21 protein-coding genes are annotated in these 26,733 nt (G+C 50.7%); 3 read left to right on the forward strand and 18 right to left on the reverse strand.

What is annotated here, in order from left to right; all coding sequences use genetic code 11:
- On the forward strand, positions 1-684 hold a 684-nt coding region (locus KOO62_13220; protein ID MBU8934940.1), incomplete at its 5' end, for a VCBS repeat-containing protein.
- A 162-nt stretch (positions 685-846) separates the two neighbouring features.
- Here KOO62_13220 and KOO62_13225 read toward each other — a convergent pair.
- From KOO62_13225 to KOO62_13260, 8 genes are all read right to left on the reverse strand, one after another.
- Positions 847-1,692 carry a metal ABC transporter permease gene (locus KOO62_13225; protein MBU8934941.1) on the reverse strand — a complete coding sequence of 282 codons (846 nt, stop codon included), beginning with the start codon at positions 1,690-1,692 and terminating at the stop codon, positions 847-849.
- Positions 1,692-2,474 (reverse strand): metal ABC transporter ATP-binding protein, encoded by a 783-nt coding sequence (locus tag KOO62_13230; protein ID MBU8934942.1) that lies wholly within the window; start codon positions 2,472-2,474, stop codon positions 1,692-1,694. Before KOO62_13230 ends, KOO62_13225 begins: the two co-directional genes overlap by 1 nt.
- 2 nt (positions 2,475-2,476) lie before the next feature.
- The gene (locus tag KOO62_13235) at positions 2,477-3,379 is read right to left on the reverse strand and encodes a zinc ABC transporter substrate-binding protein (GenBank protein ID MBU8934943.1); all 903 of its coding nucleotides are present in this window, start codon (positions 3,377-3,379) and stop codon (positions 2,477-2,479) included.
- 16 nt (positions 3,380-3,395) lie between these two features.
- Complete coding sequence (locus tag KOO62_13240) at positions 3,396-3,680, reverse strand: ribbon-helix-helix domain-containing protein (GenBank protein ID MBU8934944.1); 285 nt, start codon at positions 3,678-3,680, stop codon at positions 3,396-3,398.
- Between the two features lie 106 nt (positions 3,681-3,786).
- Positions 3,787-4,341, reverse strand: coding sequence for a response regulator (locus tag KOO62_13245; GenBank protein MBU8934945.1), 555 nt, complete (start codon positions 4,339-4,341; stop codon positions 3,787-3,789).
- Positions 4,338-6,518, reverse strand: coding sequence for a PAS domain S-box protein (locus tag KOO62_13250; protein MBU8934946.1), 2,181 nt, complete (start codon positions 6,516-6,518; stop codon positions 4,338-4,340). Before KOO62_13250 ends, KOO62_13245 begins: the two co-directional genes overlap by 4 nt.
- Positions 6,515-9,058 carry a hypothetical protein gene (locus tag KOO62_13255; protein ID MBU8934947.1) on the reverse strand — a complete coding sequence of 848 codons (2,544 nt, stop codon included), beginning with the start codon at positions 9,056-9,058 and terminating at the stop codon, positions 6,515-6,517. The genes KOO62_13250 and KOO62_13255 overlap by 4 nt, the downstream gene beginning before the upstream one ends.
- 200 nt (positions 9,059-9,258) lie before the next feature.
- Positions 9,259-10,797 carry a YifB family Mg chelatase-like AAA ATPase gene (locus KOO62_13260; GenBank protein ID MBU8934948.1) on the reverse strand — a complete coding sequence of 513 codons (1,539 nt, stop codon included), beginning with the start codon at positions 10,795-10,797 and terminating at the stop codon, positions 9,259-9,261.
- Positions 10,798-11,282: 485 nt separating this feature from the next.
- Here KOO62_13260 and KOO62_13265 point away from each other — a divergent pair, with 485 nt between their 5' ends.
- On the forward strand, positions 11,283-12,227 hold the full coding sequence (locus KOO62_13265; protein MBU8934949.1) for a hypothetical protein: 945 nt from the start codon (positions 11,283-11,285) through the stop codon (positions 12,225-12,227).
- A gap of 505 nt (positions 12,228-12,732) precedes the next feature.
- On the forward strand, positions 12,733-14,961 hold the full coding sequence (locus tag KOO62_13270; GenBank protein ID MBU8934950.1) for a VCBS repeat-containing protein: 2,229 nt from the start codon (positions 12,733-12,735) through the stop codon (positions 14,959-14,961).
- Between the two features lie 94 nt (positions 14,962-15,055).
- Here KOO62_13270 and KOO62_13275 read toward each other — a convergent pair whose 3' ends face one another.
- The 10 genes from KOO62_13275 to KOO62_13320 form a co-directional block, all read right to left on the reverse strand.
- The gene (locus KOO62_13275; GenBank protein MBU8934951.1) at positions 15,056-15,745 is read right to left on the reverse strand and encodes a YggS family pyridoxal phosphate-dependent enzyme; all 690 of its coding nucleotides are present in this window, start codon (positions 15,743-15,745) and stop codon (positions 15,056-15,058) included.
- Positions 15,746-15,922: 177 nt separating this feature from the next.
- Positions 15,923-17,140, reverse strand: coding sequence for a hypothetical protein (locus KOO62_13280; GenBank protein MBU8934952.1), 1,218 nt, complete (start codon positions 17,138-17,140; stop codon positions 15,923-15,925).
- Between the two features lie 147 nt (positions 17,141-17,287).
- Positions 17,288-18,286 carry a zinc-dependent alcohol dehydrogenase family protein gene (locus tag KOO62_13285; protein ID MBU8934953.1) on the reverse strand — a complete coding sequence of 333 codons (999 nt, stop codon included), beginning with the start codon at positions 18,284-18,286 and terminating at the stop codon, positions 17,288-17,290.
- 76 nt (positions 18,287-18,362) lie between these two features.
- Complete coding sequence (locus KOO62_13290) at positions 18,363-18,989, reverse strand: hypothetical protein (protein MBU8934954.1); 627 nt, start codon at positions 18,987-18,989, stop codon at positions 18,363-18,365.
- Between the two features lie 201 nt (positions 18,990-19,190).
- Positions 19,191-21,587 carry a hypothetical protein gene (locus KOO62_13295; GenBank protein MBU8934955.1) on the reverse strand — a complete coding sequence of 799 codons (2,397 nt, stop codon included), beginning with the start codon at positions 21,585-21,587 and terminating at the stop codon, positions 19,191-19,193.
- Positions 21,588-21,958: 371 nt separating this feature from the next.
- Positions 21,959-22,306, reverse strand: coding sequence for a sulfurtransferase-like selenium metabolism protein YedF (gene yedF, locus KOO62_13300; protein ID MBU8934956.1), 348 nt, complete (start codon positions 22,304-22,306; stop codon positions 21,959-21,961).
- A 24-nt stretch (positions 22,307-22,330) separates the two neighbouring features.
- Positions 22,331-23,536: a sodium:calcium antiporter gene (locus KOO62_13305; GenBank protein MBU8934957.1), complete on the reverse strand. Its 1,206-nt coding sequence runs from the start codon at positions 23,534-23,536 to the stop codon at positions 22,331-22,333.
- A 47-nt stretch (positions 23,537-23,583) separates the two neighbouring features.
- Positions 23,584-24,489, reverse strand: coding sequence for a CBS domain-containing protein (locus tag KOO62_13310; protein ID MBU8934958.1), 906 nt, complete (start codon positions 24,487-24,489; stop codon positions 23,584-23,586).
- A complete protein-coding gene (locus KOO62_13315) occupies positions 24,476-25,132 on the reverse strand; it encodes a DUF502 domain-containing protein (protein ID MBU8934959.1) in 657 nt (218 codons plus the stop codon). The genes KOO62_13310 and KOO62_13315 overlap by 14 nt, the downstream gene beginning before the upstream one ends.
- A 94-nt stretch (positions 25,133-25,226) precedes the next feature.
- A complete protein-coding gene (locus tag KOO62_13320; GenBank protein MBU8934960.1) occupies positions 25,227-26,732 on the reverse strand; it encodes an NADH-quinone oxidoreductase subunit N in 1,506 nt (501 codons plus the stop codon).
- Position 26,733: the final 1 nt, after the last annotated feature.

Here is a 26,733-nt window from a genome sequence, read left to right on the forward strand (position 1 = left end):
CTGGGCAATGGCGACGGAACCTTCCAGTCTGCGGTTAACTATACCGCCGGAGATGACCCTTTCTCTGTTTTCTCGATTGATTTAGACGGTGATGGCAACAATGATCTGGCCACGGCGAACTTTTACTCTAACAATGTTTCGATACTGCTGGGCAATGGCGACGGAACATTCCAGTCGGCAGTTAACTATACCACCGGATATAGCCCTCGCTCTGTTTTCTCGATTGATTTTAACGGCGATGGTAACAATGATCTGGCGACTGCGAACGGATACTCTGACGATGTTTCGATACTGCTGGGCAATGGCGACGGAACATTCCAGTCTGCGGTTAACTATGCCGTCGGAGGTGGCCCTCGTTCTGTTTTCTCGATTGATTTTGACGGCGATGGCGACAATGATCTGGCGACTGCGAACTTTGACTCTGACGATGTTTCGATACTGCTGAATCTGACTATCTGCTGCAACGGCGACGGCTTGCGCGGCAATGTCGACTACTTATTGCCCGATGAAATCAACATCGCCGACCTGACTTACCTGGTGGCCTACCTATTCACCGGAGGGGCAGAGCCGCCGTGTATAGATGAAAGTGACATAGACGGTAATGGCGAGATCAATATCGCCGATCTGACTTATCTCGTTTCGTACTTGTTTACTGGAGGTATACCGCCGGTGGTGTGCCCGTAGGGTTGGGATGATTTCGTGGGGCACCTAATGGGCAGACGAGGGCGTCTGCCGCCCACTTATAATGATTGTCGAAACTGAAGACAGTGTCGACCTACAAGACTGATGGACCACCCAGCCTAAGAGGGTTCCAGCTTACCATACTTTTGTTTGGACCGAAAGCAATTATCCACGGTTCGTATTGCGGAATCGTCCCCACAACGCCGCCAGGCCGTAGGCAACGCCCGCTACAAGAATGATCGTTGCGCCCGCCGGCAAGTCAGGCGTATAGCTCACTCCCAAACCAACCGTCGAGAACAATGCACTCAGGAGAACCGCCACCAACATCGCTTGTCGTAATGATCGAGTGAAACGCAAAGCTATCGCCGCCGGTAGAGTAAGCATAGCGATTACCATGACAATACCGACTACCGTAGTTAGTATCACAACCGTCAACGCCGTCACACTCAGCAACAACAGGTAGAAGAACTCCACATTGACCCGTCTTACACGGGTGAACTCCTGATCATAGCATACCGCCTGGAGACGATTGAAGAATAGAAACGTGACCAGCAGAATGAGAACGTCGAGTATCGCAATCAGCCAGAGGTCGCCTGTCCCGACCATGAGTATGTTGCCGAACAGGTAGCTCATGAGGTCCTGGTTGTATCCGGGCGTGCGGGAAATGAACACGATTCCCACCGCCATACCCACCGCCCATACAGCCCCGATAGCTGTGTCTTCACGTTCACGAGCGCGGAGACTGACCCAGCCGATAACGACCGCCGCAAGCAAAGCGGCCACCGCCGCACCATGCAAGGGTTGAAGCCATGTCCAGCCACAACTCACGGAAAGATAGTGAGCCACACCCAAACCGCCGAATACACTGTGGGCAAGCCCTCCGGCCAGGTAGGTTATGCGCCGGGCAACAACGAAAGACCCCACCACTCCGCACGCGATGCTTGCCAGCAGGCCAGCCAATAGTGCGTTCTGCAAGAAGGAATGATGAATTATGGCATCAATGAATTCCATTACAAATCTTCACTATGGTGATGATCATGTTGGTCGTGGCGTACAACACGCATCCCCGATCCATACAGTTCGCCGACGAATTCATTTTCCATGACGGAGGTCGGATGGACCGCGACCGTCCGATTGACACACACTACCTGCTTGACAAAATCAGAGACAAAGGCAGGATCGTGAGACACCATAACAATGGTCAGATGCTTATTAAGTTGCTGGAGTAGCTCGTGCAGTTCTTTTTCCACCTGCCGATCAAGATTAGCCATCGGTTCATCAAGAAGCAACAGTTCCGGCTGGGCAGCCAGCGCACGACCAATCAGCAAACGTCGGTGCTGTCCTCCCGACAACTCTCCTGCCGGTCGCTCTGCTAACTCGGCTAAACCAACCTGTTGCAGTGCGTCAAGCGCAACCCTGGTATCTTCTGCCGGAAACGGACCCCACCTCATACCCCGGCGCAACCGTCCCATAAGAGCAACTTCCAGAACACTGATCGGAAACTGTCGGTCGGTATCTACATGCTGAGGCAAATATCCGATACGAGACCTCGCCTCAAGTGGGGCAACACCCAATAACTTGACCGAACCCCGAGCGGGAGCCAATAAACCCAGCATGATTTTCATCAGTGTCGTTTTGCCACCGCCATTGGGGCCGACGATCCAGACAAACTCGCGCTCATAGACTGTCAGGTTGACATCCTGGAGAACCGTTTGGCCATTGTATGCAAATGACACGCCGTCGATTTCTATGATCGGTTTTCTATCGCCTGCTGAGTCTGTGTCCTTTCCCACGGCTACTTGTCCCCTGCGCGGGCTCCCAGAGCCGCTGCTATTTTGGCTGAGATTTCGACTAAATTATCAATGTAGTTCCGAGCCAGTGGATCGAGCGGGATCACCTCGCCACCTATCGCCTCGGCGACAGCTTGGGCCGCTTTTCTGGAGAATTGAGGTTGAACGAAAATCGTTCGCACTGAGTCTTTCCGACAGCTGTCGACCAATTCGGCTAATTGCCGGGCCGACGGTTCTTTGCCGTCCATCTCGATGGCGACCTGTTCCAGATCAAAGGCATTGCAGAAATATCCATAGGTCGGATGGAAGACATAGATTGTCCGCCGCTTGAGATCGGATAGCTCCTGGCGGATAGTCGCTGCAATTGAATCAAGCTGACCCTGGAACGATCTCAGATTTGATTCAAACGTCGGCCGTTGATCCGGCAGCAACACCGAGAGTGCCTTACAGATATTTTCCGCCTGCACTTTTACCAACGACGGGTCAAGCCAGATGTGAGGATCATGATTGCCAGCGTGTGTGTGACCGTGATCGTCATGGTCCATTGCGAGCAACTCGATTCCTCTACGAGTATCGACTATCTCAAGATTGTCAAAGCCGGATTTTATCTTCTCAAGCAATCGTTTTTCGAAGGGAAGCCCCACTGTGAATAGGATACTAGCCTCTGCCAAACAGGACATCTGACGCGGAGTAGGATCGTAGGTAACCGGCGATTGACCCGATCCAATCAGTACTTCCACTGTGACCTGCGATCCCCCAACCTGCTCTACAAAATATGCCTGCGGGGAAATACTGACAAACACAAGTGTTTTCCCTGTTGGCCTGTGTTCACCAGCCCAGATGAAAGAGGACAGGAACAACGTGATGGCCATAATTGTCACCACCCAGAGACAGCAGATTCTACTCATCTTGTTTGTCATGCGCTCATTTGTTCTTTTGCAGTCGTGGCGCAGATTCGCGCGAACAGACCAGGTGCAGTTCATGGCAGTCACTACACTCTTCCACTTGATGACTCTCATTGAACTGATCCCAATGATCTCGCTGGCTTGGAGTCAGAATACCGGTCCCCATACACAAAGGGCAGGTGCTATCGAGCGCCGCCAACAATGCCGAGCGAATGAAACTGGATCGGTTGGGGATACCCTTGAGTGCTTCCAACAATGACTCATCAACCTTGAAAGTCACAATCTCAGATTTTCGCTTCACCACGTAACATCCTTGCCAAGATAATAGTGTGTAACCTCTCTCTTGAATTATTACATTGTATTACCTTCATGTCAAGAAGTTTGGTGGCACGATAATTGTCTCGACCCCCTTAGTTCTCTTCAAGAATCTTTTTTATTCGGTCAATAGGCAGCCCGGAAACCTCGGCGACTTTTTCGGGGTCACCATTCCACCGAATAACCAGACGACGAACATACGCCACCTCGAATTCCGCCACCGCCGCAGAAAATGGTTCGCGACCGGTAATCTCCTCCCATTGGTGAGCCTCTTTGCGCATGGCCTGAAACCTCATCGCCCGGTCGATGGTGTAAATTATCTGTTCTTTTTTGAAGGGCTTGGTAATGTAATCAAAAGCACCCAGTTCCATCACCCTGGTAGCTGATTCCAACGAACCGAAGGCCGTGATGATGATCACAAGTTCATCGCGCTGATGCTCCCTAACAAAGCGAAGGATATCCATTCCGTCCATACCGGGCATTCTCAGGTCGCTGATGATCAGGTCATACCGCTGATCGCCGAGCACATCTTCCACTTCGAGAGAATTGCTAATGGTCGTGACTTCGTACTGCGTCTTTTCCCTGATGATCCGCTCCAACAGCTTCAGCATGTGAGGTTCGTCATCTACGGCGAGAATCTTGAGTTTCATTTGGTCTTACCTTCCTGACCTTGTTTGGCATCCCTGATTCGCAGGGTTACGGTAAATGATGTGCCACCCGGCTCATCAGGATCGTCCTCGGTTGAATGGCTGAAGAAATCAATCGAGCCACCAGATTTATTGACCATCCCATAGCATAACGACAACCCCAATCCGGTCCCCTCGCCGACTTTTTTGGTAGTGAAGAAGGGGTCGAAAACGCGCGCCTTCACCCTATCAGGGATACCACACCCGTTGTCGGTCACACGAACACAAACCCGTCGCGATTCGATCCAGGCCGAAAGCGTCAGCATACCACCATTTTCCTTCATCGCCGCCAGAGCGTTATTGATGAGATTAAAAATGACTTGCTGGAACTCTCGCGGATCGCCTGCGACCCTGGGCAAATCATCAGCTACTTCGACAACAACTTGTACTTTCTTGTTATCCAGGGTAGTACTCACGATGTTCAATACTGAAGTCAGACTGTCGTTGACATCAACGCTCGTTTGCTCCCCCTCACTGACACGAGCGAATCCCAGTAAATGCTCCACGGTTTTCTTGGCATTCTCCGCATTCTCTTCAATTATCTTCAGGTCCTCCCGTTCGGAAGAGCCTTTAGGAAATTTTTCCTTGAGAAGATCGGTAAACCCAAGGATCACACCCAGAGGATTATTTATCTCATGTGCCACACCGGCGGCGAGGGTCCCAATCGAAGCCAGCTTCTCAGTGCCATACAAGTGCTGCTCAACCGCAACTTCCTCGGTGACATCCTTGGTAATACCAACATTGCCAATAATCTCACCATCACGTTCCCGCACTACCGCCCTTGAGATATCCACCCAAATTCGACATCCATCGGCAGTAACTCGCTGGGTCCGGTAGTTACGAATGGATCCGTGTTTGAGAACTTCGTCCCGCATCCGCCCTAACTCCCGTTCGGCATCGAATTCAGGCGGTATGATCCGGTGTAGAGTTCGCCCTATCATCTCTTTCTCGGTATACCCGAAGATAAGTTCAGCCCCATGGTTCCAGACGAGTACACGGCTGTCGTTGTCCATGAGAATAATGCCATCTACCGAATGCCTCATGATACTCGAAAGGTACTCCTCCTGCTCCACTACCCTACGGAACAGAGCCTTGGCCATGCGGCGCTCATAGATTACAACCACAAGACCCAGCAGACACAAACCCAGAATGATCGCTGCCTCAGCAGTAATGTGCCGCACAGTAGTACTCTCAATAGCCTTGACAACGTCACTCTCCGGAGTATTTACAGCGACCGACCAATAGCTCTCCTCAGGCAATAGCGGACTCTTCACGGGAGCAAAGGCTAAGAGCATGGGAATCGGAGTTAGCCAGTCATTGCGGCTCAGGCCGGAATAGATATCCGTACCAGCTTCTCCGGCCAACATCCTCTGCACGATGACACTGTCGATCTTCGAGAAATCACTGCCCGGAGATGCCTTGGAATGTGCAGCCGAAGCATTCAGAGCAATGAACTTGCTATGCGGGTGAAAGAGAAACCGGCCAGTGTCATCAATAATCCAGGTGTAACCTGACCACTCTGATTGCATATCACTATCTAAATCACCGACCAGACGATTTAGATCAAGCCGCAGGTAGAGAATACCTCCCTCGTGGTCGGCTTCCAGCTGCATACAAAGCAAACCTTCAATACGAAAAGACGTAGTAACAGAATCGATTGATGTCATCGGAGCTAAGAAAATCAATCGTTCACTATGCAGGCTGTGCTTAGCCTTGAGCAAATTGTAGGGTAGCGGGGTCAGGTCAGAACCTGCATAACGAGCCACCAATCCACCGACATCAGAATACAGACCCGCTTCCAATATCCCTCTTGACGCTCCGGCATGCACCACATGCTGCATAACCTTCGTGATCTCATCCGATCCCATACGATTGAGATCATATGTTGACAGCTGCTTCAGCCCCATTTGAGCATCCTGCAAGCGCGTACCAATCTGCGCCGCGGCAACCCGCGCGAGCATTAGTTGCTGGCGATTGAAATCATCCGTAACGCGACTACGCATCAACCCTGCATCATAATAGACAATGTACAATCCGAGGCACAGCATACAGAAGATCGAAGCTGTGCTCAACCACATCAATCCTCTAATCCGTTTTATCTTACGGTCCTGAAGTTGCTTCCGATCCGGGACCGGGCTCATGCGTCGCTTCCTTCATCACTGGAGAGTCCGAGACGTTTCATAATATCCTTTTTATACCATAGGGCTATGTCATCGTTGGACAGAGCCATATCGAGTTGCTTGGTCATCATAGTCAATCGACCCAACAAAGTCAGGCGTTCACACATATCTTCGCGGGGAAGGTATGAGAGGAGTACATCGAGGAAATCGGCATGACTGTAATTCTCAAAACCCAGACGTTTGGCAACGTCGGCTATGAGGCTGATTCGTCGCACCCGTTTGTTTAGTTGTGCACCCCCTTCTCCCCATTGTACGCGACAGTAATTGCGGTCGGGGTCATCAGTACACATCGCTTCGACCGTAGTGAAGTGATAGCCCATATGTAAATTGCAAATCATGTATTCGTGGCTCAACATAGCAAAACTGGTTTTACGATAGCGAGGGTTCCTGTCGTCATCATCACTCACCGCCCCCTCCACGCGGGCGAGATCGGGAGAAGGTGATGACGCGGGCCAGCCCTCCTGGGCAATGCCTTTCCAAAATGCCTCCATCGGGATCGAATCGAGCTGATCGACGCCAAGCTGACCACGTCCACCCATGGTGGCATTTTCCCGGTCGAGATAGATCAGTCTCACTTCTAATGGCATGTCGGTTATCAATCTCAAACCACCACGGGACTTGCCCAGCCCAGTAGCGGCTCTGAACATCTCCTCGATTCCTTTCTGATGAATGAACCGACAAATATCATGGATTGTCTCACAATTGTCGACTCTGAAGGCCGAGGCGCGAGGGTGAAGCAGGTTTAAGGGCGAGATGGACTCCAGCAGTTTGCGCAATGTGTTGATTATGACCATATCGCTAAACAGCTCATACTCGGCCTTTCGCACCTTAATCAGGTCGCGCTGAGCACCCGCATAGACGACCCCATGGGATGCATCGACTGTGACCTCTTCACCCGCCGGCAATTGATGCGCCGAGCGAACATTACCCAGAGTCGGCACCCGATACTCCCTGGCAATGGTGGCCATGTGGTTGGCTACTCCACCGACTTCAGTCACGATGGCGTTAACTTTTGTCATCACGGTCACAATGCCGGGAAATGAGTTTGGTGTAACGAGCACCGTCCCCACCCCAACATCGGCGAGGTCTTCGACTGATGAGACATGACAAACCCGTCCTGATCCAATTCCCGGACTGACTGTAGTGCCATTATTGATGAGCCTTTTGAGCTTGACCGTATCCACATTCATCTGGTTCTGCGACACCCGCGCGATCTGAAGCGGTCGGGTTTGCAGTAGAAATATCTGCCCCTCGCGATCGACAGCCCATTCGACATCCTGTGGCGAGCCATAATGCTCCTCCAGCTTCAGGGCATAGATTGCGAGTTGGCACAATTGTTCGGTGGTTACTGATGGCTTGGTCTGATCGGCTTCGGGGACATCTTCTTCTATTGTACCACGCTCCAGGTCGGGCACCAGTCGCACCATTTTGCGGGCAATGGTTTGATTGACAATGGTCTTGTCACCGCGAGATATCCAGAATGTATCGGGGGTCAGGCGGCCATCCACAAGATATTTCCCCAGTCCCCAGATCGAACTAATAACAACGCAGTCATCATCCGGATCAACAGGACTTCGACTATATACAACCCCGGCTGACACCGGATCAATCATAGCCACACAGCCAACGCTCATAGCCAATCCGGACCCCTTAAGAGCATGGCTCAGGTAGTAGTAGATTGCCTGCGGAGTGAACTTGCTCGCTAGTACTTCCCGGTAGGCATCAATCAGGCCACGCGGCGGGACATTCAGCAACGAAGCGTACTGACCGGCGAATGAAAAAAGCGTGTCTTCTCCAATAGCGCTGGATCGCATAGCAAACCGCTTGGCCGGATAGCGATCAGTTAGCTCTGCGAGAGAAGATTTCGCCGCAGCAACAATATCTTCAGGGACCCTATGCGACAGAATCGAATCGCGAATCTCTTCTGAGCAAGCGACCAGATCGTCGTGTCTTTTGATGTTGAGCGAATTGATGCGCTCACCTATACGTTCCTGAAGATTCCCGCTGTCGAGAAAACGCTTGTAAGCCCAGGCACTAATTGCGAATCCTTCCGGAACCGGCAGACCCAACTTTGTTTTCATCTCGCCCAATTGCGCGTTCTTGCTACCTACCGATCGAGCTCGATCCCTACTCAATGCTTCGAATGGAATCGTCAGCGTGTCCTTTTCGATCGTGCTTGAAAGAGGCAGAATCTGTTCGATCTCTGAAAATGTTGTTTCCAATCTTCGCCGCAGAGGTGTATAGCTATCCCCGCCCAGGGCAACCATCAATTCAACCGCCTCCACCATCCATGATTTGATATTGTTCAAACTGGATCGGATATAATTTAGATCAAACAGGTAATCCCCGTGCGATTTCTCTTCCATGTCGCTGATGGCTCGCATGGCCTGGTCATGGCGGTCGAGCAGTGACCGAAACTGACGGAACTTCTCCTGAACCCTGTGCAGGGAAACATCCGGCTCGGAATGACGACGTCGAAGAAGGCGTTGCAGCCAACTCATCTGAGTTTACCTCATAGAGTAACGAACACCGGGACGACCACTTGCTTCGTCCCGGACAGGCACTGTCGATGGTTGGGAATATCTGGCCTTCCGGTGATAAAATCAACCGTTTTGAGCCTTGCCGACGATAGACGTTGATCGCTCCGAAAGGGCAGTTGGAGAAGTAATGGCTCAGTCAGGGCAGTGTTGTTAACAACCTTCTACAGCCAGAGTTGCCTATCCAGCGTACGATAATGCACCGCCTCGGCCACATGACCCATATCAATCGTGTCAGCATCGACCAGGTCCGCAATTGTACGCGACACCTTGAGAATCCGGTCATAAGCACGGGCCGAAAGCCCCTGCTTGGTTATGGCCAGACTCAACAACGATTGTGATTTGTCATCTATCCGGCAATATTTGCGGATATCACTCGATTCCATGTGGGCGTTGCAAAAGATCTTCGATTCTCCCTTGAATCGTCGTAGTTGTCGCTGTCTGGCGTTGTTGATACGTTCTCGGATTGTCCCAGACCGCTCTCCGCATGTATCAGAGGCAAGGTCCTTGAACTTCACCGAAGGGACAGTTATATGGATGTCGATCCGGTCCATCAACGGTCCCGACACACGCGACATATAGCGCTGGATTTCGCTCGCGGAACAATGACAACTGTGAGCCGGGTCGCCGAAATAGCCGCAGGGACACGGGTTCATAGCCGACACAAGCATAAACGAAGCCGGGTAGGTCAGAGTCATGGAAGCGCGAGAGATTGTTACTTCGTTGTCTTCCATTGGTTGTCGCAACATCTCCAGAATGTCTTTTTTGAACTCGGGGAACTCATCGAGAAACAGGACGCCATGATGCGCCAGCGACACTTCACCCGGTTTGGGTATCCGTCCACCACCGATCAGACCGGCATACGATACTGAATGATGCGGCGTGCGAAATGGACGTGTCGCCACCAACGCCGAGCCTGCCGACATTCGACCGGCGACCGAATGTATCTTGGTCGTTTCAAGCGCCTCTTCAATACTCAGGTCCGGCAGAATTGTGGGCATACGCCGAGCCAACATCGTCTTACCCGAACCCGGAGGTCCGATCATGACAATGTTGTGTCCCCCAGCAGCGGCCACCTCAAGGGCACGTTTGGCTGATTCCTGCCCCTTGACATCTGCAAAATCGACCGGGTAATTAAGCGCCTCCTTGAAGACCGAGTCGATATCGATGCTGAACTCTCGCAGGCTGCTTTCATCCTCCAGGAAATGAACGGTTTCCATGAGCGATTGCACTGGAAACACTGGCGCTGTCTGAGCCATAGCTGCTTCCCTGGCGTTTTCGCGCGGTACGATTATCCCTTTGATGCCATTCTCCGGCTTGATATGCATCGCCATCGGTAACACGCCCGGAACAGGCCTTAGAGCGCCATCCAATGATAACTCGCCCAGCATCACATACTCATCGAAACGCTCTCGCAGAATCTGACCGGTAGCAGCCAGGATTCCAACAGCAATAGGCAGATCAAAGGCGGCTCCTTCTTTCTTGATATCCGCCGGGGCAAGATTGATTGTGACTCGTTTCGACGGAAACACCAGATCGGAGTTTTTAATAGCAGCGGTGACTCGTTCCTTGGATTCACGCACCGCCCCTTCCGGCAGGCCGACCGTCACAAACGCGGGAAGTTGCTGCTGAATATCAGCTTCGACTTCAACCGTGTAAGCGTCGACCCCGAGTGTTGATGCTGAGAAGATCTTTGACAACATGGTACTAGTCCTTTCCCTTGGCTGGTTGCTGTACTTACCAACAACCTGTTAGTGCTCTATTCGTAATACCACACACATTCACGCCAGGCGTGTTCACACGGGGTGTGTCCCCGTTGAGGCCGCCTTTCGGCGGCCCCAACTCCCGTGCATTGGGCGCCTAAGAGCAATGACAGCGCCCGGACCACTGCTGTCCCCGTGGACAATATCGGATGGACCACTGACAGGTACTGTCAGTGGAAGTTGGGGGATGGAAAAAAATTTGAGAATTGGTCGAGACGGCTTCAGCCACGGCAAGGTAGGCTGCAACATACATTCTTGCAAATGAGGGTTCTGGTCCCTATATTGCAAATCAAACGGAGAAACAATACAGGGTAGTGAATTGTACACTTACTTTGTTGCAGACTTCTGGTCCTGCCATGCATCACATGTAAGGGGATAATGTGGACTTCTTGAAATGCACTTGCTTAGCCATTGTTATAGCCTTTTTGATGACAATTTCGTGTGACGAAGACGAAAAAGCCCCAACCGAGTCTAACACTCCAGATAGCACTGTACAGTATTTCACTCGAGACAATGAGTACGTTAAGAGACGAATATTTGACCTGGGTCATCCCGATGAATTTGGCATCGGTGACAGCGTGGTCGAACTGCAAGTGTATCAGCGAATCCAGGAGGACGAGCGCCCCCCTACGGCGATCTACGCCATGCTTTGGGTTGATCCCAACAACAAGGATATTGGAGAAGGGCAGAACGAGGATTATTCTTCAGGGTACGAAGGTGTTGATTTGATTCCCCCTGAAGAATTTATGATATTCTGCATACCGGCTCTGAACCAGTACAATATCATCTTTCGTGAAAATCAATGGGACTTGTCCCTGGGTATCTGGATGAGAGTTGCACGGTCAGACGGCACTGTGTATGAGGTGGGACAACTTGATTCGACCGTCGCTGATCTGAGAATGATCTACTCTGGGCAGCAGAATCCGACCTATGCGACATGGGACCTGATGTGGCGTAACGCATATGTTACTCCCAAGAATGCGGCGTGCGAAGTTATTGGGTTACGTATATTTCGTGGAGACTACGGCACGGAGATGTCTGACTCGAACCTATCCTACCAATTGGAAAGTGGCGGCTCCACCGACGATGAATATCTCAAACTCCTGGGATTGGACCAGTATAATGATCTGTTGGCCGACCGATGGCCAGACGGCAAACTCGATTGCCGTGCCGAAGTATATCGTCCCGATTGGGGACTGGTGATCTTTCCTCACCGAAGACCGTTTGCATCAGACACCACGTTTACAGATGTGGATGGCGTAGAAACACCTTACCTTTTTGAACAAACCCCTGAGATCTACGACTCGGATGACATCGGCGCTCCGCAATTCAGCAAGTACTATCTTAGAATTGAGTACACGGTGAGATGAGGACCGAGTAGAACGAAAGGTGGTTAAAACCTAGTCTAGGCTGGGTGGCCCATCATTTAGGGACTATTGATAAACCCAGATAATTGAAACATGCTTCGACTCCGCTCAGCATGACAAACTGCAACATGTTGTCTTTCAAGTCACCCAACCTGGCAATGCCAGTGAGCGGAGTCGAAGGGTTATGTGTGCCATGCTCAAACTTGTTTGACAGGCATTGCCTGTTTTTGGTAGGGCAGGAGCCCTTATTGCTCCTGCCGAATGCGGCAGAACCACCAAGGGGTTCTTCCCTACTGTGGGCTGTCTTCAGTTTCGACAGGCAATACTTGTCATGCCGGACTTGATCCGGTATCCAGTTCCAGATTCGAAGACTGGATTCCGGCGTTCGCCGGAAAGACGGACTTAACAAGGCAGACACCCACAACCGAAACCCCTTGTTCATAGCCTCTTTTGTGCTATATTGACTCTCAAGGAGTACTCACATACTACTTCTAAGGAGATTACAAACATGAAGTCTCTAACACTATTCAGAAGTTGCATCTTAGTTGCCTTGCTGGTGACACTATCAAGTATTAGTGCTTTCTCACAGGATATGTTTGACGCCAGAATGGACTATGCCGCCGGAATTGCCCCTCTCTCTGTTTACTCAATTGATTTTAACGGCGATGGCTGCAATGATCTGGTGGCTGCGAACTATACGTCTGACGATGTTTCGATATTGCTGGGCAATGGAGACGGTACATTCCAGTCTGCGGTTAACTATGCCACCGGAGATGGTCCTTACTCTGTTTTCTCGATTGATTTTAACGGCGATGGTCACAATGATCTGGTGACTGCGAACTATTACTCTGACGATGCTTCGATACTGCTGGGTAATGGGGACGGAACATTCCAGAGTGCGGTTAACTATGTCGCCGGAAATGCCCCTATCTCTGTTTTCTCGATTGATTTTAACGGCGATGGTCACAATGATCTAGCCACTGCGAACAGATACTCTGACGATGTTTCGATACTGCTAGGCAATGGCGACGGAACCTTCCAGAGTGTAGTTAACTATACCACAGGAGATGATCCTCGTTCTGTTTTCTCGATTGATTTTAACGGCGATGGCGACAATGATCTGGCGACTGCGAACGCGTACTCTGACAATGTTTCGATACTGCTGGGGAATGGCGACGGTACCTTCCAGTCTGCTGTTAACTATGCTGCCGGAGATGATCCTTCCTCTGTTTTCTCGATTGATTTTAACGGTGATAGTTACAATGATCTGGCGACTGCGAACGTAAGCTCTGACAATGTTTCGATACTGCTGGGCAATGGAGACGGTACCTTCCAGACTGCGGTTAACTATGTTGCCGGAAATGGCACTTGGTCTGTTTTCTCGATTGATCTTAACGACGATACCATACCTGATCTGGCGACTGCAAACGCATACTCTGACGATGTTTCGATACTGCTGGGCAATGGCGACGGAACCTTCCAGAGCGCGGTTAACTATGCCACCGGAGATGGCCCTTACTCTGTTTTCTCGATTGACTTTAATGGCGATGGCAACTATGATCTGGCGACTGCGAATTACTTATCTGACAATGTTTCGATACTGCTGGGCAATGGCGACGGTACATTCCAGAGTGCGGTTAACTATGCCGTCGGAGATTATCCTCGTTCTGTTTTCTCGATTAATTTTAATGGCGATGACTACAATGATCTGGCGACTGCGAACTGGAACTCTGACGATGTTTCGATATTGCTGGGCAATGGGGATGGAACATTCCAGAGTACGGTTAGCTATACCGCCGGAGATGGTCCTTTCTCTGTTTTCTCGATTGATTTTAACGGCGATGGCGACAATGATCTGGCGACTGCGAACCGTGAGTCTGACAATGTTTCGATACTGCTGGGCAATGGCAACGGAACCTTCCAGACTGCAGTTAACTATGCCGCTGGAGTTCGCCCTATCTCTGTTTTCTCGATTGATTTTAACGGCGATGGCTACAATGATCTGGCAACTGCGAACCAAGGCTCTGAGGATGTTTCGATACTGCTGGGCAATGGAGACGGAACATTCCAGTCTGCGGATAACTATACCGCCGGAGGCGGCCCTACCTCTGTTTTCTCGATTGATTTTAACGGCGATGGCGACAATGATCTGGCGACTGCAAACTATAACTCTGACGATGTTTCGATATTGCTGGGCAATGGCGACGGCACCTTCCAGAGTGCGATTAACTATGCCGCCGGAGATCAACCTTGGTCTGTTTTCTCGATTGATTTTGATGGCGATGGTCATAATGATCTGGTGACTGCGAACGTAGGCTCTGACGATGTTTCGATACTGCTGGGCAATGGGGACGGAACATTCCAGTCTGCGGTTAACTATGCCACCGGAAATGGCCCTTTCTCTGTTTTCTCGATTGATTTCAACGGCGATGGTAATAATGATCTGGCGACTGCGAACCGTGACTCTGATAATATTTCGATACTTCTCAATCTAACTGGTCCGTACACCTGCTGCAATGGTGACGGCATGCGCGGCAATGTCGACTATGTATTGCCCGATGAAATCAACATTGCTGACCTGACTTACCTTGTCGCCTACCTGTTTACCGGAGGGTCGGAGCCACCGTGTATAGATGAGGCTGACGTAGACGGCAATGACGAGATCAATATAGGCGACCTGACCTATCTGGTTTCGTACTTGTTCACTGGAGGACCTGCACCGGCGGCGTGTCCGTAGGGGTGGGATGATTGTCGAAACTGAAGACAGTGTCGACCTACTCAGGATTTGGCAAGAGCACAGGGCTTATGCCCTTGGCTTATGACTGAAATGGCTACTCCGGCCTTGGACCAAACAACGATGTACCCAGACGGATCATCGTCGCGCCTTCGGCAATGGCCAGGGCAAAATCACCCGACATACCCATCGATAACGTGTCGAACTGATCCCTGACTATCTCCCGTCCCTGCTTGAAAAGATCATGCCCCCGGGCATAAGCCGCCCTGATAGCATCCTCGTCATCGGTATGCGGACCAATCGTCATCAGACCGGCCAGAGTAATGTTCGCCAGCGGCTTCACCCGTCTTACCAAATCCAGACAATCGTCCGGCATAACACCATATTTCTGGCTCTCACCCGAACAATTGACCTCGATGAGACATTCGATGTTCAGCCCTGTCAAGCCAGCCTGACGGTCAATCTCCTCGGCAACTCTCCATGAATCGACCGACTGGATAACATCGAACAACTGGACAGCTTTCTTGATCTTATTAGTCTGAAGATGCCCCACCATGTGAAACCGGGCGATCTGACCCAGCTCGGCGATTTTCTTGTCCGCCTCCTGCACGCGACTCTCACCAATATTATGCAATCCGGCTGCAACCGCCATACTTACCATAGGCGTCGGCTGTCGTTTGGTAACTGCTACTATCGTGATATCATCGGTGTCGCGGTCGTAGCGTTCACAAGCGGCAGCGATCTGCGCATGTGTCCGGGCGATGTTTTGGGCTATTTTCTCTTTCATCTTTCCACCAGCATAAAGCAGGCACTAACCGTTTGGGGCAAGGAAAAAGACAGGATTGTCAGCACGGATTGGAGATTGCATTGTCCATTGTAGTCAACATACTCAAGGCCGACCGCATAGAAAAAAACGACGGACACAAGGCCCGCCGCTCGTTGTCTACAATGAAGTTGGTTTCGGTCAGGCTTGCATTGGCTGAGTCGGCTCACTTAAGCGATCCATATCGGTGACAGTACCCGGCATCGGTAGTGGTTCCTGCGTGGGAATCTCCGGCTGCGGAATAGTTCCCGGCGCAAATTGCGAGCGGATATCTGACATCGCAGTGTCTACACGACCAAAGAAGCTCTCTATCGAGTCGGTCAGATGATCCCGCGCGACATCCACCATAGCTCCAGTGAACCCAAGTTCTTCGGCAGCCTGCTCGAAGGCTCCTACCGTTTTGGCCAGAAGCTGTTCCTCGGCCTGATTGAGATAGGCGTCGACGGAATCAAAGAAAGTCGCCATCATATCGTTGGTGCCGCCTTGAGCTACATCACCTGCAGTGCTGATGTATTTCCCCAGTGAATCAGGCATCTGCTCGGCGACGTTCCGAGTTTGGACATTAAAACGTTGCAAATTGGCAAAACTAAATTGACTGTCCATCTTGAAACGGAAAGCAAACTTGTTCACTGAACGACGGTAACCATCGCGGACCAGAACGTTTTGCGATCGCTGCTGATTGGTTGCTTCGCGGAAAAATGATTCCAGAGCAAAATCACGACTATTGGCCTGGAACATCCCGGCCTGTCGAGAAGCAGCGTGACTCATTCCGCGAGCTTGAAGATTTCCCGCTCCCTCTTCGGCGTCGGGCAGGTTAGACTTCGATATTTCAAATCCTTTTAGAGCAAAATCGGCCGAAAGGCCAAAACCACCGGCGAATAGTTGATCCACACCGGTCGTGTCGCCACCGGAAAGATATCGAGCGGTACGACTAATGGCGGCCAGATCAAACTCAAGATCGAGCTTGTATTCCAGATGAGCGTTGCGCATGAACGTGTAAGTGCCATCCGGGATCACAGCCGGTGTCTCACTACCCGAATCAGACGGAACATCGCCACCAAGTACATACACATCAGTGGGTACAGTGTCAGTAGCTGATGGGGTTGTATCAGCACCGGTAGTTGTCGATGCGGTGTCTGTTGCCTCCTGTGGCACAGCCTTATCCGTCGTTGGTTGCGCTGATGATGGCTCCCAGCGATCCTTTTCTGGAGCAGCAACTTCTACAGAGTTGGGATCATAGGCCGGTGATGAGTTGTAATAGTGATTCGGGGTCCGATTAGCGTAGAGATCATTCGTCATACGGAGATAATGATCGCGGAAATTCTGCCCGATATTGGCCAAAAAGCCTGTCAAACTCATACCTAATTCCTCTGTTTACGAATTCGGTCGGCACGATGCCGGCTGACTCACTCTTATCTTTATCGGTACTTTTGTGGGTTGGTTGAGCCTTGGGGACGCAGACAGTTTGTCTGGTTTCGCGGTCGCTACACTCCCTGGGAACCCGACCTACGAGGTCGCCTGATCCACGACAATCACCGCCGCACCGTTGAAGCGCCCGTGGCGGAGATCATCTAAAGCCTCATTGGCCTGTTCCAGCGGATAGGGCGTAACTTCGGTCTTGATCGGGACTTTTGGAGCAAGAGCCAGAAACTCTTCACCGTCACGACGGGTCAGATTGGCCACTGAGCGCACGACCCGTTCTTCCCAGAGAAGGGAATACGGAAAGGATGGAATGTCGCTCATGTGAATACCGGCGCAAACAACAATCCCCCCCTTATCGACCGCCTTCAGTGCAGCCGGGACAAGCTCACCGGCGGGGGCAAAAATAATCGCCGCATCAAGTTTCTCTGGCGGTGTTTCATCGGAGAATCCGGCCCATTTCGCTCCGAGTGATTTGGCAAACTCAAGTCCGTCCGTGTCCCCACGTCGTGTAAAAGCGTACACTTCCCGACCTTGATAATTGGCAACCTGGATTAAAATATGTGCCGCCGCACCAAATCCATAAAACCCCAGGCATGCGGCATCGCCGCACATACGCAGGGAGCGATAACCTATTAGACCGGCGCACAACAACGGCGCGGCTTGAAGATCAGGGTATTCGTCGGGAATCGGGAAACAGAATCGTTCGTCGGAGACACATAGTTCGGCGAAACCGCCGTCTATTTGATAACCGGTGTACTTGGCGTTGTCGCAAAGATTCTCGCGGTCGGATTCGCAGAAAGAGCAAGCCCCACAGCTTCCCCCCAACCAGGGAACACCAACGCGATCACCAACGGTCAAAGAAGAGACTACGTCTCCGATGGCTTCGACTCGTCCTACTATTTGATGGCCGGGGATGATTGGTAGTTTAGGTTCGGTGAGGTCACCATCAACAACGTGCAGATCGGTGCGACAGATCCCACATACGGAGACACGTATCAGCACTTGTCCCTTACCCGGCTTAGGGTCGGCAACTTGCCGCAGCTTCAGCTGCTCTCCCGGTTTTTCCAGAACCATCGCACGCATGGTGGTTTCCTTTTACAAAGTACCGGAGTTCCGTGGGCAGCAGACGCCCTCGTCTGCCCCTTTATGATTCTGTTTCCTAAGGCTCAATGTTTTCTTCGATCTCATCGCTTTCGCGAGGCATAGGCAGAATCATGGGTGTGACTTCTTCTACGCCGGGGACCTGTTTGAGCCATTTCACTACTTCTTCGACCGACAGCGTGTCTGAGAAGGTCATCCTGAAGAATGGAGACAAGTCTGACGGTTCATACCATCGTTCTCGGTATTTGTCCCATCTCGGCGACGTGTCAAAGCTCGCTCTGGGAAATCGTCTCCGCAGCATGACCGGGTTGATCATTTCCAGTGTTTCCTGCAATTCTGCAGAGAACACTCTTATGCCCTGAATTTGAGTCGAATCACTAACAACCGTTGATACGTATCTCACGGAGTCAGGACGAAAGGTCATAGCACTGTCAACCAGCAGATCACCGATCATCCTCCAGTCCAAAGTACTATCGAGATGCTCCTCGCAGGCGGCAGTGTCAAACACAACACCAACTAACTCTTGAGGAATCAGAAGTATTGATCGATCTGTCTTAAACCCAACCACTCCCGGGTAATGTTCACCTACCACAGTAGATGAAGACAATAGAAAGATGCCTAATAGAAATATCGGTACTCGTAAGAACAAGTACGAAGTAATGATCAATCTCACTCTGTTTAACATAGTATACCTCCCCATTTCATAAGCCCGTTGGCCCACCGATTATTAATCCAATCTAATCATCCACTGATCCCATAGCAAGTGTCACCCTTCGACTACGCTCTGGATGACAGCCAATAAGAAAAGGCGGAACCGCGAATGGGTCCCGCCTTACGAAAACTTCAGATCAATGGCAGGTTTGAAGACAAGCCCGCCTTACAAGAATCAGGTCTGGAACAGGTATTGCAATTTCATGAAGAAATGCCGTTCGGTCATTTTCCAGTCTGAAGGTGATTCAGAATTACGGTTCAGATCACGATAGTCATGCGTCGTACCGATATAGAACATCGAGAATGGACTGATCCGATATGTGATCAACGGATCAACATCCCATTGCCTTGATTCATAGATCGGTAAGCTCGCGACCGGCCATTCCTCCGCCCCGTTGAACCTGTATTTCATTTCAAACTCGTTGTATTGAACAACCAGCCTCAGAGATAACCGGGGGTTCACCTGTAACTGCAAACGAGTTCGACCAATGAACTGTCGGAACAACTCTGTATCATCCTCGACATAAGTGCTCTTGACATAGCGTACATTGGGTTCGATAGTCAGGCGATCGATCGGCTTCAAATCCGCAAATGCAGACAACGCCACCTCGTCACCCTGCACATCCACACTCAGAGCCGGACCTTTTCCGGTGCTGACGTTAACCCCGAAACCCAGTTTGTCATTTAACCGGTGGTTGGATGCAAACCGGACGTTCCACAGGTTGTCGTAGAAAATACCTCCCCACAATTCTTCGCCTCGATCGAAGGAGACTTCCAGATAAGTCTGCGCCACCCGCAAACTGGTGTTGAGCGACACTGTGGCATGACGCCATTTTCTTTGGCCGCCATAATTCCATCGAGCATTAACATTGAACTGGGGAGATATCCGCTGGAATATAGTACCCTCCGGATAGAACGTGTAGGAACCATAAATGAACGAGTTTCTCTGGTTGTTCCACGGATCATAGCCGGTCTGGGTGCGATATGACGGCGCAACTTCGTTGTAGTCGAGAATCATAGACCAGTTGCGACCGAACCTTCTTAGCTCAGCGATAAGGGCATGGCCATTGAATTTCTCACCATCCAATACAGCCGTGTGTTTGCCATCATCAAACAACTCTTGTGCACCCAGGACACTGTCGCGGACGTGCGAAACCTGGTTACTTGGCGTCGCATCCAACAATGAATCGAGGAACGGATTGAAATAGTCCGGCTCTTCGGTCCGCGAACCAACGATCTGACCAATCACACTGAGGGTACGAGACAATCGGATTCGCGTGTCAAGACTCGCAATAGATCCATAGCCACCGCCATCGAATCGTCGATCAGTAAGCATGAACCCAACCTGCGAACCATTGCCGAAATATCGTTGACCGCGTAGGACATTGACATAACTCTCGCCGACATCAGTCACCTCACCTCGCTCTTCAAGCGGAACAGTGTAAGGTGAGCTTTCATCGAGCGCTGACATAAAGGCGATGCCAAACTTCTCTGTCCGGCCGGTGAATTTGGTGGCATACCTTGGAGTCTCAACAGTGCGTGTATCAAACGAATTGAAATACGTCCTGAAAAGATCAGCTCCCTCCTGGAAGAATGGCCTTCTTTCGAAAACCAGTAGTTGGATCGTCGAGTTCACATCCAACTGGGCCTGATCAGATTCAACCTGAGAGAAATCCGGATTATAGTAACCTTCAAGCGTCATTGAAGAAGAAATAGAATACTTGCCCTGTAACGCTAGTTGAGCATCCGGATCGTCGTTCTCAAAAGATGCCGCAGCACTCTGTGGGGAAAGAAAGCCAGACTGGCGAGCAACAACCGTCGGTAATATTTCAAACCCCTTGCCCGGCCGAACGTTCTTGATACCAGTCACAGTCCCATACTTACAGGCCTCGCAGGGTTCATTACGATCGTTGGCTCCCCATGTATACTGATAGTAGCTGTCGCGTGGACGATCGCGACGGAATTGGACTCGCCATGTTTGTTCATCTTTACTCGGAAACCGCATACTGGCAAACGGCACTGCGAACTCCACAGTGTAGCCGGAATCCGTGACCTGTGCGGCCGACTGCCAGATTAGATCAAAACCACTATCCTGTCCCCCCACCATAGTCCAGAGTCGATCCTTCTGCACGCCGTGTGGGTTTACAAACAACTCGTAGGCCCAGGATGCTTCACCATAGGTGTCGATTAGTACTCCGACCACATCGTCTCCGTAAAATTCATCCCGTTGACTCATTGTGGCCCGTATCTCGTCGGGATTGTCGTAGCAGATAAAACCAATATACAGGTGTTCGTCATCGTATGTGATAAACGCCTCGGTCCGGACCTCCGGTCTAATATTCTCTCCGGGAGATATTTCGACAAAACTGGAAGCATGGCCGACGCCCTTCCAACCGGGATCACTCAGATCACCATCAATCTTGATTTCGCCCAAAGCTTCGACCGTGATCATAGTCGGCTGAAATGTTGGTTCAAAGCCAGTAGTTGCCAAAGCAACCGAAGACACCACCAGCAGAATGATGGCCGCTCTCATAATTGGAGTAAATAGAAGTACATTATTAATCAATTTCATACGACAAATCCTTTCCAGGAACAAGTCCCGTTGAAACAAGTTCCGTTGAAACAAGTTCCGTTAAAACGACTTACGAGGCAACGCACAACTTCCGCGCCGCCTCGCACATGTATCATACCACTACACAATCGCCGGACTCTGTCCAGACAATCACTCATTTATTCAGCCGTTCGCCCTCTTTTTACGGTCCGCTAATAGTCATATACGTCGGCTTGCCAAGAAGGTTGTCCCGGACATGATTTTATTTGAGTTTTGGTTCAGAGCCCGTCGTACCATTCGGGCAACAGGTATAAGAGACTTTCCCGACGCCGTTCATCACGTACATCAGGAACAATTCGTATGCTATCGTCGACTCGACGTCGGTGTAAATCTCAGGGTCGAAGTACTCTCTTGTATGAAAGCATCGCGTCGACTGTTTCTTTCATATTGGTTGGTTTGCCAACGATCAATTGATCTTCTCTCTCGTAGTACTTCAAGCACGTTAGACAAGAGAGAATCTCTACTCCATGAGACTCCAGAGCTTTCATTGATTTCTCGACAAATGATCCTTCGGTAGAGAGGAACACACCGCTGTTGACACACAGTATCCGGACCGGTAATGAATCCGATGCGCTCAATGTGTCCAGGAATGATGACATCAGCTTCTCGCCGAGATCAATTTCCCCCTCACCCAATCCTGACGATTCGAAAATCATCAGTAGATCTTTATCAATGGTCATAACACAAGCTCACCCTTCCAATCATTAACCCTTCTCCTTTAACCCCAGCCCCGTTCGCCAAGCCGGAATCAGATCACGGCGATGTAGAATGGTATACACAAGCCCCAGCGCCATGTAGATAGCGGCTACTTCCATCCGAATCTCAGCGATAATCAACTGAGTCAGAAAAAGCACCAACAATAGTATTCCATTGGCCCGGTCGAATTTCAGGTTAACAAGCACCGCCACACCAAAGAGCGACTGGGCCGCTGTGAGATACAATTCGTGTGACTGCACAGTGTCGAGAGGAAAGGGACGTATAGCCTGTCCCGAGATGGCAAAAACGAGGGGTATAGTGCCAATCAATAGCGTCCATTGATTCACTTTTGACGAAATTAGAGCCTTCATGGCCGACCCTGCCTGACCCCGCAACGCCCAAGTGGCCGCTACAATGAACTCCGGTGATTCCGAAGCCAGCGGAGCGAGCCATTGTACCAGAAAGAACTCGTCGACACCCCATACCGCGCCGGCCCCTACCAGCGATTCGGCAAACGGCTCCGCCACGAAGAAAATCACGGCACCGGCATAGAGGAACAGCGATGTAGTCGTCAATCGTCTGGGTATCTTCCCGAGATTGGCTACGATCCTGGCCGGTCCGACCAACTCCGGTTCAATTGTCTCCATCCCAGCCACGCGCCTGGTGTACAAAACGAACATCGTTACCAGAATAGCGGTATCAATCAGGGTGAGGCTTCCCTTGAGGGGAATCGTAAAGGAATAGATCGTTGCCATAGCCAGATAGAAAATCTCAACCCGCTGATCCTTGCCAAGGATAATCTTCGTCTTGTGCTTGGCGAAGATGAAAAGCATCAGCACAAGCGGCCAACCAAAACCGACCAACAGCCGGTTGGCACCGGTCATGTTGGCGATGGCATAATGGGCTTGAGAAGGGTCATGGGCAGCTTTCCAGGTGAAAACAAAATCTACCGCATATTCCGGCAACACTGCCAACAAAGCCAGGATCGCCACCGCCAAAGACTCCGAAATGTCAACCTGGGCCGCCTCAGCCGCCCATGCCAGAATAAACGCGGCACAAAAAACCGATAGGCCAAAGATCAGGATCCCCCACTGCGGGGCAATATGAAAATGGGTCAGTCCAAACCACGCTCCCGGCAACGAGATCAGGAAGGTAACTGCTACAAATACATAGGAACCGGGGTTAATAGTGTAACGCTGATGCTGCTCTTCCATTTAGTCTGAAACCTCGCTTAGATGGCTTTGAATCCGCAGGCGGTCGTTTAGCCCCTGATAATCATGTTGACGATATCTTTGCGCAAAAGAATCCCGACCAAATTGTCCTCAGAAGTAACGAAGACTCTGGTAACATCCTTGAAAATCATCAAGGCTGCCACTTCGACAATTCGGGTGTTAGGAGTAGTCACTTCGAAATCTTCGCGATAGAGTTGGGACACTTTGATCTTGTCTTCGCGCTTCAGTAGCTCCTCAAAGGGTTCTACATCCATCGAATAATTGAGATTAGAAATGAGGGTCTTGTAGTCAGGCAGGGCGGCTTTGATTAGATCGCGGTCGCTGATAGCACCCAGCAAACGGTTTTGATCATCCACTACCGCCAGAGCAGAGAGCCGGTTACGAAACATCTCGTTGGCGACTCGCTTGAGAGTGTCATCCGGCCTGACCGTGACCACATTATGGCGCATCACATCTTTGACCATCAACTCCTTGTCAACGCTGACGTTGGCATCAGCCACCAGCTTGATGAGATCCCGAGCGTGGTCGATACTCCGGAGTTTGTCCAGCACACCTTCCATCCGACCAAACGCAGACATTCCGGAGAGAGTTTGCAGGTACAACTTGGCGATAGTCGAAGGCGTCAATAACAAACATATACAATGCAGAGGGATATTGTCGGGTGTACCGTCACCAAGGCCATTCCTTGATATTCCTACCAGAATATATAATTCATGGACCGCATCGGTACGAGCGTGAGGAAAGGCAAAGCCATGACCATAGGAAGTATTGTCAATCTCTTCCCGTTCGCGAATGGATGATAGAACCCGGTTGTAATCCAGTGCGACTCCTTCGGCTCGAATCATGTCAATGAGTTCAATTATGGCCTCATCCTTGGTACGAGCCTTGAGGTCTATGTTGATTCGGCGATCCATCAAAAGGTTAGCGAGCTTCACTGACAATATCCTCACTCTCTGGGGTAGTCCGATTGTCTTTTTTTTCTTCAATTAATTCCGGTGCGGCAACACCTCCGGATACAAGAAACTTGACCCCCTCTTCCACAGTCATATTTACCGGGTAAATCTGATCGAGAGGTAATACTACCACCATGCCTGAGATGGGCGTTGGAGTGGAAGGAACAAAAACGGAGGCACACGAGCGCGCTTCACCATCAATCAGAATCGTGAAACGATTGGAGATAAAGCTCAATGCCCATGATCCGCGCCGAGGGTATTCAATCAACGCAACTTCCTTAAATGAATTGCTTGAAGGAATTGTTATCGCCTCCAGGAGTTGCTTAGCCGCCGAGTAGATAGGTCTGATTATAGGCAGGCGAATCAAGAGCTGGTCGCCTATCCGATAGATATGACCACCAAGATAGTTGCGCGTGAGAATACCGGCCAGAATGATCAACAAAATTGTAGTAATCACACCCAGTCCGGGAATGAAGTAACCTAAAATGCTATGGATAGTCGGCTGAAGAATGCCGTCGACTGCCTCAAAGAGAAACTTCAGAACGATGTAGGTCAGAATGAGCGGAACGACGATCAATACGCCCGATAGAAAATAGCGTTTGATGATGGCGACCATACTCCTCATATCCACTCCGCTCCAGACGACAACCAATTTCCCTCTAAAGGGATGTTATCTGCTGGGACGAGCCATGTCAAGTACAACCGGAATGAAGAACAGACTACATCATGACGCCAAGAGATCGAGCGATTCCGGAGGCAAAATTCAGAACCGGCTCGGGGTACAGCCCAAACAAGAACAGCCCCATCGTAGCGATCAGAACCACACTTAGAGCCGGGATATCAAATGTCACCGTATACGGTGATGGTTCCTTGGCGAAATACATCTGCTTGATGACATTGGCATAATAATAAAGTGCAAAGACGGTCGTCAGCAACCCCACTCCCACCAGCCAGTAAACCCAATAGAGATCAGGGTCAGCCTGAGCCGCCTGGATACCTGCGGCAAAGACATAGAACTTGGCCAGGAAACCAGCCAGCGGTGGAATGCCGGCCAGAGACAACAGGAACACCGATAACGTCCCGGCCATAAGGGGCGAAGTTTTGGATAGCCCGGAATAAGTGGCAATCTCACATGAGCCGGTCTTGTGTTCGATAATAGCCACCACAGCAAAAGCACCCATATTGGCAAACATATAAGCGAACATATAGAAGCCCATCGAGGCCATCCCAAACTCATTCATCGCTACGATACCGATCATGATGTAACCAGCCTGCGCAATCGAAGAATAGCCTAGCATGCGCTTGATGTTCGTCTGGCGAATAGCTACGGTGTTGCCCAATATCATCGCCGCCACTGCGATCAGGGCGACCATAGCCCCCCAGTCATTGGGAGCCATAACAGGATGATGGAAGGCATACAATCCATTAGCAAAAATCTTAGCGAAGGCAACCAATCCAGCCGCCTTGGATGCCACTGACAAGAAGGCTGCAATCGGCGTGGGCGAACCCTGATAGACATCCGGTACCCACTGATGAAACGGAGGGAGCGCCAGTTTGAAGCCTATTCCAGCCACAATGAGTACGATTGAGAGGATCAAAATAACACCTATGTCCTGGAACGACAGATGTGTTATGGCCAGATTTATCTTCATTTGCACCAGATCGGTGGTTCCGGACAACCCGTAAAGGAATGACATCCCATATACCATTAAAGCCGACGAGAACGCACCAACAATAAAATACTTGATACCGGCTTCAACCGACAGCTTGTCATCCTTGTAGAATGCCGCCAGTACAAAGAGTGGGATGGTGGTCAACTCCAAGCCAATGTAAAGCGATAGCAATTCGTTCGAAGAAGCCAGAAACATCATACCAACGGTCGAGAACAGGATCAGTCCGTAGAACTCGCCCCGATGATTCACTATCTTCTCGCGCATAAGGCTAAACGAACTGCCGACAGCCATAAAGGCCGATCCGAGAAAGATCATCTTGAAGAACTTGGCCGTCGTGTCACTAACGAACATATTGCCGAACCCGTGACCATTGCCGGTCAGACCGAGGAGCAATCCGGCGATCATCAAGCCGGTCAGCGTCAGATAACCGACGGCTGTTTCACTTTTGCGCTTGACGAGTACATCGTAGGCAATGACCAGCAATGCCCAGAGAAAGAGAAATATCTCCGGGGCCATCAGCCGCAAATCGTATTCAGGGAGCGCGAAATCCATT

The sequence above is a fragment of the Candidatus Zixiibacteriota bacterium genome (assembly GCA_019038695.1).
GTDB lineage: Bacteria > Zixibacteria > MSB-5A5 > GN15 > FEB-12 > B120-G9.